Annotated in this window: 14 protein-coding genes and 1 riboswitch; of the genes, 6 read left to right on the forward strand and 8 right to left on the reverse strand. The window is 72.4% G+C overall.

Annotation, left to right across the window (positions count from 1 at the left end):
* The 3 genes from M4486_RS09180 (at position 1) to M4486_RS09190 (ending at position 3,754) form a co-directional block, all read left to right on the forward strand.
* Complete coding sequence (locus M4486_RS09180; protein WP_249480852.1) at positions 1-1,281, forward strand: MFS transporter; 1,281 nt, start codon at positions 1-3, stop codon at positions 1,279-1,281.
* Entirely contained in the window at positions 1,281-2,261 is a 981-nt protein-coding gene (locus M4486_RS09185; protein ID WP_249480853.1) for a glycoside hydrolase family 130 protein, read from the forward strand. Before M4486_RS09180 ends, M4486_RS09185 begins: the two co-directional genes overlap by 1 nt.
* Positions 2,262-2,407: 146 nt before the next feature.
* Positions 2,408-3,754 carry a M20/M25/M40 family metallo-hydrolase gene (locus tag M4486_RS09190; protein ID WP_249480854.1) on the forward strand — a complete coding sequence of 449 codons (1,347 nt, stop codon included), beginning with the start codon at positions 2,408-2,410 and terminating at the stop codon, positions 3,752-3,754.
* Between the two features lie 16 nt (positions 3,755-3,770).
* Here M4486_RS09190 and crcB read toward each other — a convergent pair whose 3' ends face one another.
* The 4 genes from crcB to M4486_RS09210 form a co-directional block, all read right to left on the reverse strand.
* On the reverse strand, positions 3,771-4,148 hold the full coding sequence (crcB, locus tag M4486_RS09195; RefSeq protein ID WP_249480855.1) for a fluoride efflux transporter CrcB: 378 nt from the start codon (positions 4,146-4,148) through the stop codon (positions 3,771-3,773).
* Positions 4,145-4,717: a fluoride efflux transporter FluC gene (locus M4486_RS09200; protein ID WP_249480856.1), complete on the reverse strand. Its 573-nt coding sequence runs from the start codon at positions 4,715-4,717 to the stop codon at positions 4,145-4,147. The genes crcB and M4486_RS09200 overlap by 4 nt, the downstream gene beginning before the upstream one ends.
* 233 nt (positions 4,718-4,950) lie before the next feature.
* A complete protein-coding gene (locus M4486_RS09205) occupies positions 4,951-5,682 on the reverse strand; it encodes a TetR/AcrR family transcriptional regulator (RefSeq protein WP_249480857.1) in 732 nt (243 codons plus the stop codon).
* A 94-nt stretch (positions 5,683-5,776) separates the two neighbouring features.
* Positions 5,777-7,111, reverse strand: a complete 1,335-nt coding sequence (locus M4486_RS09210) for an MFS transporter (RefSeq protein ID WP_249480858.1) — start codon at positions 7,109-7,111, stop codon at positions 5,777-5,779.
* A 294-nt stretch (positions 7,112-7,405) separates the two neighbouring features.
* Positions 7,406-7,501, forward strand: a riboswitch (TPP riboswitch).
* 80 nt (positions 7,502-7,581) lie between these two features.
* Here M4486_RS09210 and thiM point away from each other — a divergent pair.
* Both thiM and thiE read left to right on the forward strand, forming a co-directional pair.
* On the forward strand, positions 7,582-8,514 hold the full coding sequence (gene thiM, locus M4486_RS09215) for a hydroxyethylthiazole kinase (protein WP_249480859.1): 933 nt from the start codon (positions 7,582-7,584) through the stop codon (positions 8,512-8,514).
* Positions 8,511-9,179, forward strand: a complete 669-nt coding sequence (gene thiE / locus M4486_RS09220; RefSeq protein WP_249480860.1) for a thiamine phosphate synthase — start codon at positions 8,511-8,513, stop codon at positions 9,177-9,179. The genes thiM and thiE overlap by 4 nt, the downstream gene beginning before the upstream one ends.
* Positions 9,180-9,211: 32 nt before the next feature.
* Here thiE and thiD read toward each other — a convergent pair whose 3' ends face one another.
* Positions 9,212-10,090 carry a bifunctional hydroxymethylpyrimidine kinase/phosphomethylpyrimidine kinase gene (gene thiD, locus M4486_RS09225; protein WP_283257972.1) on the reverse strand — a complete coding sequence of 293 codons (879 nt, stop codon included), beginning with the start codon at positions 10,088-10,090 and terminating at the stop codon, positions 9,212-9,214.
* Between the two features lie 169 nt (positions 10,091-10,259).
* Positions 10,260-11,351: an NAD(P)/FAD-dependent oxidoreductase gene (locus M4486_RS09230; protein ID WP_249480861.1), complete on the reverse strand. Its 1,092-nt coding sequence runs from the start codon at positions 11,349-11,351 to the stop codon at positions 10,260-10,262.
* A 91-nt stretch (positions 11,352-11,442) separates the two neighbouring features.
* Between M4486_RS09230 and M4486_RS09235 the strand changes: the two genes are divergently transcribed.
* Complete coding sequence (locus tag M4486_RS09235; protein WP_249480862.1) at positions 11,443-12,021, forward strand: helix-turn-helix transcriptional regulator; 579 nt, start codon at positions 11,443-11,445, stop codon at positions 12,019-12,021.
* 98 nt (positions 12,022-12,119) lie between these two features.
* Here the strand turns inward: M4486_RS09235 and M4486_RS09240 are convergent, their stop codons facing one another.
* Together M4486_RS09240 and M4486_RS09245 are read right to left on the reverse strand one after the other, a co-directional pair.
* Positions 12,120-12,329, reverse strand: coding sequence for a CsbD family protein (locus M4486_RS09240; protein ID WP_249480863.1), 210 nt, complete (start codon positions 12,327-12,329; stop codon positions 12,120-12,122).
* Between the two features lie 251 nt (positions 12,330-12,580).
* Positions 12,581-12,784 (reverse strand): cold-shock protein, encoded by a 204-nt coding sequence (locus M4486_RS09245; RefSeq protein ID WP_152352115.1) that lies wholly within the window; start codon positions 12,782-12,784, stop codon positions 12,581-12,583.
* Positions 12,785-12,982 lie beyond the last annotated feature (198 nt).

Raw genomic sequence — 12,982 nt, forward strand, 5'->3', positions numbered from 1 at the left:
ATGCCCACTCCACCCCGTCCGCTCCCGGACGCACAGCCACCGTCCACGTCCACGTCCACCGAGGCCGGCCCGCGCACCGCACTGCGGGAGACCCTGGGCATCATCGGCCCGCTCGTGCTGGTGTTCAACCTCGGCTGGTCCGCGACCAACAATGCCGGCGGGGCGTACCTGCAGGCCGCGTCCGACGCGATCGCGCCCGGCGACCCGATCGGCTTCTACACCACGGCCTCCACGGTGGGCGCCCTGCTCGCGGCGGTCACCATCGTCATCACGGGCACCCTCTCGGATCGCACGCGCAGCCGCTTCGGGAAGAGAGCCCCGTGGATCGCCGGAGGCGCGATCATCGGGTCCCTCTCCCTCATGCTCACGGGCGCGAGCAGCTCCCGCGTCCTCGTCGTGATCGGCTGGGCCCTCTTCCAGATGTCGATCAACGCGATGATCGCCGCCGTGCTCGCCGTCGGCCCCGATCACCTCGTCCCCAGGATCTTTGGGCGCATGTCCGGGCTGGCCGGGCTGGGCGTGCTGCTGGGCACGGTCGTCGGCGGCGTGCTGACCGCCCTGTTCATCACCCGACCCCAGCACGGTCTGCTCGCCGTGCCCTGGATCATGCTCGTGGTCTGCGTGGGCGTCGCCATCGCCCTGCCCCGGCGCTCGAGCCTCGACGAACCACGGCCGACGGGCGGGGCACGAGGCTTCCTGCGGGCCCTCGTCCCTCCGGCCGACCTGCAGTACTGGCTGGTCTTCGTCGGCCGCTTCCTCTTCGTGCTCGCGCTCTACATGGTCGTCCTCTACCAGGTCTTCATCGCGAGCGACTACATCGGGCTGGAGCGCCAGGCCGCCGGGAACCTGATCGCCACGGCCTCCGCGGTGCTCGCGGTCTGCGCCGGAGCGGCCACGGTGATCGCTGGTCCACTCTCGGACCGGCTCGGACGGCGGCCGTTCGTGATCGCGGCCCCTCTGCTCACGGCGGTGGCCGTGGTGCCGCTGATGGCGTTCCGCACCCCATGGGCCTTCCTGGCGTTCTTCGCCCTGGGCGGCATCGCGTACGGGGCCTACCTCTCGGTCGACGCCGCGCTGATGCTCGACGTGCTGCCCGACCAGGACCACGTCGCCAAGGACCTCTCCGTCCTCAACGCCTCCAACACCCTCCCCGCCGTCTTCGCCCCGATCGTCGCCGGCTCGCTCTCATCGGCCGTCGGATACGAGGCCTCGTTCATCGCGGTGGCCGTGACCTGCGTGGTCGCGGCCGCCTGCATCATTCCCGTCAGAAGGGTCCGCTGATGTCGCACACCTCCCCCTCCGCCCCGGCCGCCGTCTTCCCGCTCGGTCCGTTCACCCCCAGTGAGCGCAATCCGATCCTCGAGCCGCGCGGGGACGGCTGGGAGTCCGCGAACCTCTACAACCCGGCGGCGATCGTCGTCGAGGACGAGGTGGTGCTGCTGTACCGCGCGCACGGCGAGGACCTGGTCTCCCGGATCGGCCTCGCCCGCAGTCGCGACGGGCTGAGCTTCACCCGCGAGGCGGAGCCCGTGCTCGTCCCCGAGCACGACTTCGAGTCCGCCGGCTGCGAGGACCCGCGAATCACCCGCATCGACGGGACCTTCTACCTCACGTACACCGGCTACGACGGCCATCGCGCGCAGCTCTGCCTCGCGACCTCGAGCGACCTCCATGCCTGGGAGAAGCACGGACCGCTGTTCCCGCAGTTCAACACGTGGGGCACGCTCCCCTACGGTCCCGACGGGCCCTGGTCGAAGGCCGGCGTGATCTGGCCCGAACCGATCGACGGGGTCTATGTCATGTACTTCGGTGAAGGTGCGATCTACGTCGCGACCAGCACTGATCTTCTGCACTGGACACCGTGCGCGCAGGATCGTCCCATCCACCGTCCCTCCGCGGACCCCTCGCGGTTCGACGCCACCCTGGTGGAGATCGGAGCCCCGCCGGTGGCGACCGCGGAGGGGCTCCTGGTGCTGCTCATCAACGGGGCCGTCGCCCAGTCGCCGCACGAGGTCGATTACCGCTGCGGGCAGCTCGCCCTGGCCCAGTCGGATCCCACGCGGGTGCTCGCGCACACCGATGTCCCCTGGCTCCGGCCCGCCACCCGCGCCGAGACGGAAGGACTGGTCCCGAGCGTCACGTTCGTCGAGGGACTCGTCCACTTCCACGGTCGCTGGCTCGCCTACTACGGCCAGGCCGACACCCGCCTGGCCGTCGCGATCCATGATCCGGCGCTGGACTCCTATCGTCCCCACGGCTGAACGGTCGGCAGCTTGGGCGCGTCCCGTCGAGCCCCTCTCCGCGCGTACGCTGGCCGGGACGACTCGACGTTGCGCGCACGCCCGCGCAGGAGCCCTGCGGCTCATCCCGAGCAGACCCTGAGACCCCGAGATGGAAGGAACGCCGCGTGCCCCTCTCCGCACCGACCCAGGACGAGCTGACGCTGCTGCAGGACGAGGCGGTGCAGATCACGCGCGATCTCATCCGCATCGACACCAGCAACTTCGGCGGCAACAAGGGGCCCGGTGAGCGCGAGGCCGCCGAGTACGTGGCCGGACGGCTGCGCGAGGTCGGGTACGAGCCGGAGATCATGGAGTCCGAGCCCGGGCGCGCGAGCGTGGTGCTGCGCATCCCCGGCGAGGACCGCGAGCGCGGCGGCCTGGTGATCCACGGCCACCTCGACGTCGTGCCCGCGAACGCCGAGGACTGGAGCGTCGACCCCTTCGCCGCCGAGGTCCGCGACGGCGTCCTCTACGGCCGCGGCGCCGTGGACATGAAGGACATGGACGGCATGATCCTCGCGCTCGTGCGGCACCTCGCCCGCACCGGGCAGAAGCCGCCGCGGGACCTGGTCATCGTCATGTTCGCCGACGAGGAGGCCGGCGGCGTGCTCGGCTCCCGCTGGATGGTCGCGAACCGCCCCGAGATCTTCGAGGGATGCACCGAGGCGATCAGCGAGGTGGGCGGCTACTCGATCACCGTCCCCGAGAAGGGCACCGGGCGCGACGTGCGCGCCTATCTGCTGCAGACCGCCGAGAAGGGCTACGCCTGGATGCGTCTGCGGGCCCACGGCCGCGCCGGACACGGCTCGGTCCCCAACGACGAGAACGCGATCGTGCGGCTGTCGCGCGCGATCGCCGCGATCGACGCGCACGAGTTCCCCTACGAGTACATCGCGAGCGTGCGCACCCTCTTCGACCGCGTGGGCGAGATCAGCGGGCGCGACTGGGACGAGGCGGACCCCGCGGCGTTCCTGCCGCTGCTGGGCGGCGCGCGCCAGTTCGTCTCCGGCACCCTCTCGGACACCGCGAACGCGACCACGCTCAGCGCCGGATACAAGGGCAACGTGATCCCGCAGACCGCCGAGGCGGAGCTCGACTGCCGCTTCCTGCCCGGCCACCAGGACGAGCTGCTCGCGCTCATCGACGAGCTCTCGGGGCCCGACGTCGAGATGATCGTGGACACCCTCGGCATCTCGCTCGATGCTCCCGACGACACCCCGTTCGTCGCCGCGATGCACCGCGCGATCCTCGCCGAGGACCCCGGCGCCGAGCTGCTCCCCTACTGCCTGAGCGGCGGCACCGACAACAAGCAGCTCGCCGAGCTCGGCATCACCGGTTACGGCTTCGCGCCCCTGCAGCTGCCTGCCGACCTCGACTTCGCTCCCCTGTTCCACGGCATCGACGAGCGCGTGCCGGTCGAGGCGATCCGCTTCGGCGCCCGCGTGCTGCTGCGCCTGGTCTCCGACTGCTGACGGGGAGGGCGCGTCCTCAGAGCGCCGCGCCGACCACGAGCCCCAGCGCAGCGGCGGCCGAGCCGACGACGAGCGAGCCCAGCAGGTTCCCGAGGGCGTAGAGCACCCGGCGCTCCTGCAGCAGTCGCGCGGTCTCGACGCTCGCGGTCGAGAAGGTGGTGTAGCCGCCGAGGAATCCGGCCCCCAGCACGACCTGCAGCTCGGGGCTCAGCAGCTGGGCGCCGAGCATCCCGGTGACGAGGCCCAGCAGCAGCGATCCGGTGACGTTGATGAGCACGGTCCCCCAGGGCATGGCGCCGGCGACGCGGGAGCGCACGAGCCCGTCGGCGACGAAGCGGGCGACCGCGCCGATGCCGCCGGCGAGGCTGAGCAGGACGAAGACCGCGGCGCTCATCGGGCGGCCCCCTCGGTGCGCCGCGGAGTGCGGCGGGAGGCGGCCAGGATGCCGGCGGCGGCGCAGAGCACGCCGAGCACGACGCTGACCAGCCCGAAAGCCGCGCCGACGAGGACCCGCCCGTCGGCCATGAGCTGATCGATGGCGAGGGCGAGCGAGCTGTACGAGGTGAAGCCGCCCATCACTCCCGTGCCGACGCACAGCCGCAGCGCGCGGCGCACGCCCTGGTCGGGTCCGCTCCGGGCGAGGGCCTCGAGCAGGATCCCGAGGAGGAAGGCACCCACGAGGTTGATCGCGAACAGGGCGACGGGCACTCCGCCGAGCTCGGGGACGGCGAGCGTCAGGGCCTCGCGGGCGGCCGTGCCGAGCGTTCCGCCGATCAGCACCAGGGCGATCGAGCCCGGCCGCAGGTGCAGGGGTCGGACGCGTGCTGGGAGGAGGACGTCGGGTGCTGTGGTGTCGCCCGGCGCAGTGGTGTCGCTCGGCGCTGTCGTGCCGCCCGGGGGGTCGGGGCTCTCGGCGTCGGGGTCGAGCGGGATCTCGGGATGCGGGTCCTCGGGTCGGGTCACGGATCACTCCTGTTCAGAGTCGGGCGGGCGCGCGCGACCGCCGGATCCCGGCGCGCGAGGGCCGCGCTCCGGGAGCGAACAGGGACCGTTGTCGATCTTCGAGGTTGGGTACGGCGGGCCCCACCGCCGTGCCGGCGCGCCCGAGGGCGGCCGACGCGCACCATTGAACGCCGCGCGGGCCGAACGGGGCAAGTCGTTGCCGGTCGCGTGCGGCTCTCCGCCCCGAGCGGACGTCAGTTCCGGCCCGTTCCCCAGGCCTCTTTGAGCCGGGCGACGTGGTCGCCGAGGATCTCCGCCATATCCACCGAGGGGTCGATGAGCCATTGCAGCTGCAGCCCGTCCATGAGGGCGACCGTCTCCCGGGCGATGCGCTCCACAGGGGCGTCCTCGCGCACGTCGCCCTTCTCCTGGTCCAGGCGCAGGCAGCGCATGAGCGATTCCATGACCGCCTCGAAGTGATCGAGCATCCACTCGTGCGCGGGGTGGTCGGGGGTGGTGGCCTCGCCCGTGACCGTCGCGTAGAGCAGCACGATCTGGCGGCGCTGCATGTTCAGCCCGGCGACGCGGACGAGATGGTCGAAGGCGGACCACGGCGTGGATCCCTCGGGGGGCATGGGGTCGCTGTCCACGGCGTCGCGATGGGCGAGCACGGCCCCCAGCAGCGCCTTCTTCGAGGGGAAGTGATGGGCGAGGCCCGACGGCGAGATCCCGGCGCCCTCGGCGACCTGCGCCATGGAGGTCGCTCCGAAGCCCTGACGGGCGATGAGGTCCACGGCCGTCTGCAGCGCCTGTTCGCGGACCACCGCGGAGTCCTGCCCGCGGGGCCGTCCCGGGCGTCGACGGACCGGACGCTTCTCGGCGGCCGGCCCCTTGGCGGTGCTGCGCTCGCGCGGCCCGCGCGAGGCGACGGTCCCCTCGGCGGCGCTCGCGGTCGCGGCGGCGCGCGTGGTCTGCTCGGTGTTCATGGGCTCCCCTTCGGCACAGGTCTCCGTCGACCTGGGACGAGAGCGGGCCGGTGCGATCGTGCCGCACCGGCCCGTCATCAATGTGTCACCCCTACTATTTCACGCCGCGGATGAACATCGTGAGCACAGCGCCGATGACGCCCGAGATCGCGGCGGCCACGAAGAGGACCGTGAAGTCGGTGCCCCCGCCGATGCGGGCGAGGAGCATCCCGCCCAGGGCCGGGGCGATCGACTGCGGCAGGGCGTTGGCCATGTTGAAGACGCCCAGGTCCTTGCCCGCCGTCCTGCGGTCGGGGAGCACCTCGAACACGAGTGCGAGGTCGACGGCGAGGTAGGTCCCGTAGGCGAGGCCCATGATGGCCTCGCACAGGAAGAACCCGCCGACGGAGTCGACGTGGGCGAGCATGTAGGTGCCCAGTCCGAAGACGAGGATCGACCCCGCCACGAGCACCTTGCGGCGTCCGATCCGGTCGGAGATCCATCCGGCGGCCAGTCCGGCGACCATGGACAGCACCGTGTAGATCGTGACGCCGGTGGCGACCGCGGTGGCGGCCGCCGCGTCCTCGAGCCCCAGGTGGTTCGTCATGAACAGCACGCGGAAGCTGATGAACAGGTAGGAGGCCAGGATGATCATGAACCTGCCCCACCAGGCCAGTCCGAAGTCCGGGAACTTCAGGGGATTGGTCCAGAACGAGGTGACCAGCTCGCGCACGTTGAACGGGTAGCGGTTCTGCTTGAGCACCGGATCCGGGATCATCAGCGCGTAGACGGTCACCAGCACGAAGCCGAGCACGGCGGGGATCATGAACAGCCCCACCATGGTCCCGCCGAAGAACGAGGCCAGCCAGGTCGCGGCCATGATGGCGGAGTTCTGGGCGATGCCCACGATGCCGGAGACCTTGCCGTATTGCTCGTCCGGCAGCTGATCGGCGAGCGAGGCCGTGTATGCCGCGTACGCCATGTTCGCGCAGGCCTGCGCGATGAACCAGCCGGTGGCCAGCACCACGACGTTCGGCGCGATCGCCATGATGAGGATCGCCGCGCACATCGCGAAGGCCCCGCCGATGATCCACGGTCGGCGCCGCCCCAGTCCCGATCGCGTGCGATCGGAGAGGCGTCCGCCGAGGGCGTTGAAGACGAGCGCTGCGATCGCGCCCGGGGCGAGGGCGGCGGCCGCGATCGAGGCCTGCTCCGCCGGGAGGTCCGAGAGCGTGCGGGCCTTCATCTGGACCGACACCGTCGCGGGCCCCATCAGGGCGACGAACAGGCCGAACTGCCCCAGGAAGATGCCGATGACATACCAGATCGGCTTCTTCCGGTCCGGCTTGATGCCCATGGCGGGCACGCGCAGTCGCGGGCCGAGGATGTTGGGGCTGCCCGTCGGGTCGACGGTCGGATCGACCTCGAGATCGGGTGCGGCAGTGGACACGGGAGACTCCTTCGTCATGACCGTCGGGCGATGCTCGCGACGGTGTGCGTGCGGTCCGTGCGACCGTGCCGAAAGTATTAGTTGCCACGAACTATTTTGTCGAGCCGCGGACTTCCGCACGGACGTCCTGGACGCCCGACCGACTCTCTGAGCTGGTCACCCCGAGCAGCGCCGTGCCACACATCACAGGCGCGCACCACAGGATTCCGTGGCGCCACGGGCGTGCGGAGCGTCGTGTCGGCCGTGGAGCGGGCGGCGCGCCCCGGCGTCCTCTCCGGCGCGCTAGGCTCGTCGGCACGTGACACGGGGTGCCGCCGATGGCGGCTGAGAGCAGACCCGTCGAACCTGATCCAGTCAGCGCTGGCGTAGGGAATGTCCGAAGCCGCGGCCGGGTGCCGACGATCCTCCAGGATCCTCGCCGATCACCCGCCGCGGCCGCTCCGGCCCCTCGCCCCGACGAGAGGAGCCCGATGGCCCCCGCAACCCCCGCAGACGGCATCCCCGAGGTCGCCGCCGATCCCTCCGCGCGCCCCGCGGCACCCGTCGGTCCCGTCGATCCCGCAGGGCTCGCCGCCCGCTGCGGCGACCTTCTGGACGCGGTGCGCGAGCGCGGTCCGCTGGTCCACGCCATCACGAACTCTGTGGTCACGAACGTGACGGCGAACGTGGTGCTCGCGATCGGCGCCGCCCCGGCGATGGTCGACATCGTGGGCGAGGCCGGCGACTTCGCCGCGGTCGCCGACGGTCTTCTCATCAACCTGGGCACCCCCGCGCCCGAGCAGCGCGAGGCCATGCGCGAAGCCGTCAGCGGCGCCCGCCGCTCGGGCACGCCGTGGGTCCTGGACCCTGTCGCGATCGGATCGCTGCGGGTGCGCACGCCTCTCGCCGCCGAGCTGGTGGCCCAGGGACCGACCGCCGTGCGCGGCAACGCCTCGGAGATCCTCGCCCTCGCCGGTGAGGGCACGGGCGGCCGAGGCGTCGACTCCTCCGACCCGATCGACGCGGCCGTCGCGGCGGCGACCGGCCTGGCGCGGACCCACGGCACGGTGGTCGCGGTCTCCGGCGAGCGCGACCTCATCACCGACGGGAGCACTCTCGTGGAGGTCGCCGGTGGCAGTGCGATGCTGACCCGCATGACCGGCGGGGGCTGCGCCCTCGGCGCCGTGATCGCGACCTTCCTGGGCGTGCGACCCGACGGGACGCCTGCTCTCGAGGCCGTCGTCGCCGCGCATTCCGCCTACTCCGCGGCGGCCGAGCGCGCCGCCTCCGGGGCCGATGGTCCGGGCACCTTCGCGCCCCGGCTGCTCGACGCCCTCGCCGCCATCGGCCCGGACGAGCTCCGGGCGCCCGGGCGCCTGCACGTCAGCCTCGCGGATCAGGGCGACGGGGGCGAGGCGGCATGAGGCCCTCGAGCGAGAGCCTCGGCCTGTACCTCGTCACCGACGCCGCGCTGTGCGGTGCGCGCGGCATCGTGCGCACGGTCGAGCTCGCCGTCGAGGGCGGTGCGCGCGTGGTGCAGCTGCGGGAGAAGCACGCGGACCTCGCCGAGCACGTGCGCCTGCTGGAGCGTCTCGCGCGGGTGATCGACGCCCGCGCGCTGCTGCTGGTGAACGACCGCGTGGACGCCGCCGTCGCGGCACGCGAGCAGGGGATCCGCGTGGACGGCGTGCACCTGGGGCAGGGCGACGAGGACGTGCGCCGTGCACGAGAACTGCTCGGGCCCGACGCCGTCATCGGGCTCAGCGCGAACACGTCGGCGCATCTGGACGCCGTGGCCGCGCTGCCGGAGGGCACCGTCGACCACGTGGGCATCGGCGCGATCCGCGCGACCGCCACCAAGGCGGATCATCCGCCGGCCCTCGGCGTCGAGGGGTTCGCGCTGCTCGCGGCCGCGTCCCCGGTGCCGAGCGTCGCGATCGGCGGGATCACCACGGCCGACGTCCCGGCCCTGCGGCGCGCGGGCGCCTCGGGGTGCGCGGTAGTCTCGGCGGTCTGCGCGGCCGACGACCCCCTGCGCGCGTCCCGCGTGCTCAGCGCGGCCTGGACCGAGGCGGCGCCGGACCGGTGACCCCGGGTCCGCAGGGCGAGCCGGCGCCGGGGTCAGCGCGCCGGGATCCCCTCGCCCTCCCACAGCGCGAAGAAGTGGTGCAGCGGTCCGTGGCCGCGCCCCACGTCGAGCCGGTCGCTCGCGGCGAGCGCGCCATGGAGGTACTCCTTGGCGCCGCGCACGGCGTCCTCGACGGGCATGCGCGGCAGCCGAGCGGCGATCGCCGCCGAGAGCGTGCAGCCGGTGCCGTGGTCGTTGGTCGTCTCGATGCGCGGGGCGGGCAGCTCGAGGATGCCCTCGCTCCCGCACAGCAGATCGGTGCTGGTGGGCGACCCCTCGAGGTGGCCGCCCTTGAGGAGGACGCGGCGCGGTCCGAGGGCCAGCAGGTCGTGGGCGCGCCGGCGCATCTCCGCCTCGCTCCAGTCGGGCTCCTCCCCCAGCAGCACCGCGGCCTCGGGCAGGTTCGGGGTGAGGACGTCGGCCAGCGGCACGAGCTGCTCGCGCACGGCGTCGACCGCGTCCTCGTCCAGGAGGCGGTCACCGCTCTTGGCGACCATCACGGGGTCCAGGACGATCCTGCGCGCCCCGTGGCGGCGCAGGCGCTCCGCGATGGCCCTCGCGATGGCGGCGTTCGCGACCATGCCGATCTTCACGGCGTCCACCTGCACGTCCTCGAAGACCGCGTCGATCTGCTCGCCGACGAACTCCGGGTCGAGCGCGACGACGCCGCGCACTCCCTGCGTGTTCTGGGCGACGACGGCGGTCACCACGGCCATCCCGTAGGCGCCCTGGGCGGCGAAGGACTTGAGGTCGGCGTGGATGCCCGCGCCGCCCGTCGGATCGGTCCCGGCGATCGAGAGGACGTTGGGGACGCGACCGCTCACGGGCGCGTCGGGGGTCGGGGCGCTGGGGCGGGTGTCGCTGGTGCTCACGATGCCTCTTCCACGAGGCCGGCGGGGAGGGCGCTCAGCGGTTCCGTCCCTGCGCCGGCATGATCCGGATCAGGTGCTCAGGGTCTCCACGCCGTCGCCGCCCCGCGCTCCTGCGCATCGCGTGACCAGTGGACTCTCAGCCCCTTGCCGGGACTCCCCTCGGTGCCGCTCACGCTAGCAGGGAGAGGCTCCCGTCGGCGCCCGCGCCCATCGTCCGCGAGCGCAGCGCGGCGTCGGTGTCAGCAGTGGCGAGGTCGGCATTGATGTGCGCTCCGGCGAGCGCACCCGCAGCCGCCGCGGCGCCCACCTGCGCGGTCGGGTCGGTGATGTTCCCCGCGACCCAGACGCCGGGGACATCGCTCACCCCGGCCATCGCCGACGGGACCCTCGCCCCCATCCCGGGGATCTCCTCGGCACGGAGCCCCAGGCCCTCGAGACCGTCGAGGCGAGGTGTCATCGTGGTCGCGACGGCCAGCACGCGGCGCTCGATCACCTCTCCGCTCGCCAGGCGGACGCCCGCGATGCGGGACGCGCGCTCTCCGGCATCGGGGGCCGCACCGTCGTGGGCGATCACCTCGGCCACCTCCTCGTCGATCACGCGGATCCCGCGGGCGGACATCCTCGCCCGGGTCCGGGCATCCAGCGCGGTGCCGCGGGCGAAGAAGACGATGTCATCGCTGAGCTGGCGGAACAGCCACGCCTGGTGCGCGGACATCGGGCCCGAGGCGAGGATCCCGATCGGCTCGTCGCGCACCTCCCAGCCGTGGCAGTAGGGGCAGTGGACGACGCCGCTCCCCCAGTGCTCGGCGAGCCCCGGGATCGCAGGGAGCTCGTCGCGCACGCCGGTCGCGACGAGCAGGCGGCGTGCGCGCAGTGCGCGGCCGTCCTCAAGGGTGAGGTCGAAGCCTCCCTCGACGCCGTCGACGCTCCAGTCCTGCCGCACCGAGGCGATTCGGCCCTGCACGACGGTCCCTCCGTATCCCTCGACCTCTTCGCGCCCGCGCGCCAGGAGTTCGGCGGGCGGCGTCCCTTCGCGGCCCAGCAGGCCGTGGACGCCCTCCGCCGGGGCGTTGCGCGGGTCCCCCGCGTCCACGACGATCACGCGCCGGCGGGAACGGGCGAGCATGAGTGCGCCGTTCAGTCCGGCGGCGCCGCCGCCGATGACGACGACGTCCGCGGTGGGATCCGCCGCGCCGCGCGCCGGGGAGATGCCGCCGGTGCTGGTGCCTGCAGGTGCAGCGGGGATGTCTCGGGTGTCCATGGGTGCCTCCTCCTGCCCGCGGGGCGGGCCGATCGTCGTGTACGACGTCGACACTAGGCAGGCGTTGCTCACGAGGCATACCCTTTTGCGTATGACGCAAGAAGATGGCGCGATCGAGACCCTCGTGCGCAAACGGATCCGGGCGCTGCGCGTCTCGCGCGGATGGTCGCTGGGCGATCTGGCGGAGCGCGCCCGGATGAGTCCGTCCTCGCTCAGCCGGATCGAGGGAGGGACCCGGCGCCTGGCCCTGGATCAGCTGATCACGCTGGCCAGAGCCCTGGACACGACTCTCGACGAGCTCGTGGACTCCGGCGCGGACGATGTGGTCTCCAGCCCCACGCTCGACGGGCCCCGAGGAGCGATGCGGTGGACGATCCGGGGCCAGCCGGATCTCTCGGTGATCCGCCAACGACTCACGGAGCCGCCCTCGGCGCCGTCGGCCATGCGGGCGCACACGGGCCGCGAATGGTTCGTGGTGCTCTCGGGCACCGCGACCCTGCTGCTGGGCGACCGGCGTCTGCGGGTCGAGAAGAACCAGGCGGCGGAGTTCCCCACGATGCTCCCGCACGCGATCGGCGCGGAGGGCGGCCGGCCCTGCGAGATCCTCGGCGTCTTCGACCGCGAGGCGAGGCGCGAGCACAGCGGGCCGCCGTCGGCGTCGGCGGACTGAGCCGACCGGGCTCCGCAGGCCACGACGCGAGGAGCCCCCGCCCGGCGTGTGCCGGACGGGGGCTCCTGTCGGAGTGCTGGGACTCCGCGCGGCGGGTCTTACTCGCCGTCGTTCTTGCCGGTGAGGCCGTTCAGAGCGCCCTTCACCGAGTTCTTGACGTCCTGGGCCTTGTCCTCGAGACCGGCGCGCACCTGCTGCACCTTGCCCTCGGACTCGGCCTCCTTGTCACCGGTCAGCTTGCCGAAGCCCTCCTTGGCCTTTCCGCCCAGCTGATCCGCCGTGTTCTCGAACTTCTCATCCGCACTCATCAGTGCCTCCCTCGCTGTCGGATGTCCTGCTCGTACCCTTTCGAGTATAGGGAGGAACGCCGGACGGCGGGCGAGTTCCACCTGGCCGCGAGCTGAACGCGCTCTCGGCGGGCTGACGGCGATCTGGACCTGGACGCGGTCGCGCCCCGCCTCCCGCCGACGAGGGCGGGGGACGGGGCGCGGTGCACGCGGAGCGTGCGACTCCCGGAACGAGGCGGCGGGCGGACCCGCCCCTCAGCTCAGGAGGAGGTTCAGGCCGGCTGGATGTTGGTCGCGGTCAGGCCGCGATCCGTGCGCTCGGTGTCGAAGGAGACCTTCTGGTCCTCCTCGAGGTTGCGGTAGCCGGAGCCGGCGATGTTGCTGAAGTGGGCGAAGACGTCGGCCGAGCCGTCGTCGGGGGCGATGAAGCCGTACCCCTTCTCGGAGTTGAACCACTTCACGGTGCCTGTAGTCATGCAGTCTTTCCTTCGGTGTGCAGAGAGCAGATGCTCTCTGTGCGGTCACGACGAGATTTCCGCCGTGCGCCCCCACGGCGGACATTTCCCGAGGGGAAGGAGTCCGAAGTGGGGAGATCGTGGGGATGGGCGGGATCGCCTCATCCTGGTGGGCTGCCGAGTGCGCTGCGGAGGTCCTCCTTGGACCTGCGACGCCAC

It is taken from the genome of Brachybacterium kimchii (genome assembly GCF_023373525.1).
Classification (GTDB): Bacteria; Actinomycetota; Actinomycetes; order Actinomycetales; family Dermabacteraceae; genus Brachybacterium; species Brachybacterium kimchii.